The following is a 1361-nucleotide window of genomic DNA, read 5'->3' on the forward strand; positions in this document are numbered from 1 at the left end:
TTACTGACAACCATTGAGACGCTTTATCAAACGAGTGTTCCCCTTGAGGTTCAAAACCGAAAGGGTTCTGTTGCAAAGTTTTCCAAAAAATCTATTTTAGTGTAAAATTGAGAAAAAAGACAGAGAGGACAGAGTAATGAATCATTTTAAAGGCAAACAATTCAAAAAAGACGTCATTATTGTCGCTGTTGGTTACTACCTGCGTTACAATCTAAGCTATCGTGAAGTTCAGGAATTGTTATATGATCGTGGAATAAATGTTTGTCATACTACGATTTATCGTTGGGTGCAAGAGTACAGCAAAGTCCTCTATTATCTTTGGAAGAAGAAAAATAGACAATCCTTCTATTCATGGAAAATGGACGAAACCTATATCAAAATTAAGGGACGTTGGCATTATCTTTATCGTGCAATTGATGCGGACGGCTTAACCTTAAATATCTGGTTACGAAAGAAACGGGATACGCAAGCAGCCTATGCTTTCTTAAAACGACTCCATAAACAGTTTGGTGAGCCGAAAGCAATTGTGACCGATAAAGCACCTTCTCTTGGCTCCGCCTTTAGAAAGTTACAGAGTGTGGGTTTATATACTAAGACAGAGCACCGAACTGTGAAGTATCTTAACAATTTAATAGAACAAGACCATCGACCTATTAAACGACGGAATAAATTTTATCAAAGTCTCCGTACAGCCTCTTCCACGATTAAGGGCATGGAGACCCTTCGAGGAATATATAAAAAGAACCGAAGAAATGGAACGCTCTTCGGCTTTTCGGTGTCTACTGAAATCAAGGTATTAATGGGAATACCAGCCTAAGATATTTGGAGTTCAGAGCGGGCGCGTTTGATTTTCAAACTTCGCAACAGAACCTTTCATGCTCTCAGCATTATTTTCTAGCTTTGCAAATTTTTTTGAAACAAGTTATATTGTAGTTAAAAAAACTACAGGAGGATTTATCACATTTTTATTTGGAGCAATCGTTTGTGTCATTGCACAAGTATTACTTATTCCATTATTTGGCTTGAATGGTGCTGGATTAGCTTCAATGCTTGGATTCTTAACAACGTTTTTATTTCGTGTCAAGGATACGCAAAAATTTGTGGTGATTCAGATTAAATGGCGAACTTTTATAAGTAATTTTGTGATCATTTTGGTACAAATTCTTTGTTTATTTTATCTGCCGAGTAAAGTCTTGTATCTATGCCTTGCCCTATTATTTTGTGGCATGTTAGTGGTTAATCAGCGTACAATTTTATACATTATCATGGCGCTAAAAAATAAAAAATAAGACATTTGGAATGAAATCCTCATAAAAATAGACAGGAGATATATCTCGATACCATTCGAGATATATCTCCTG

General features: G+C 36.1%; 2 protein-coding genes. Both read left to right on the forward strand.

The window, feature by feature from the left end:
• The first annotated feature begins 136 nt into the window (after nt 1–136).
• Nucleotides 137–817 (forward strand): IS6-like element ISS1N family transposase, encoded by a 681-nt coding sequence (locus ACWDZ6_RS33385; protein ID WP_350802131.1) that lies wholly within the window; start codon nt 137–139, stop codon nt 815–817.
• A gap of 58 nt (nt 818–875) precedes the next feature.
• Nucleotides 876–1289, forward strand: a complete 414-nt coding sequence (locus ACWDZ6_RS33390; RefSeq protein ID WP_003132403.1) for a polysaccharide biosynthesis C-terminal domain-containing protein — start codon at nt 876–878, stop codon at nt 1287–1289.
• Nucleotides 1290–1361: the final 72 nt, after the last annotated feature.

The sequence above is a fragment of the Streptomyces sp. NPDC002926 genome, assembly GCF_053591755.1.

Coding starts and splice junctions, on each gene's coding strand:
- ACWDZ6_RS33385 (WP_350802131.1), top strand. CDS start 137: ATGAATCATTTTAAAGGCAAACAATTCAAAAAAGACGTCATTATTGTC.
- ACWDZ6_RS33390 (WP_003132403.1), top strand. CDS start 876: ATGCTCTCAGCATTATTTTCTAGCTTTGCAAATTTTTTTGAAACAAGT.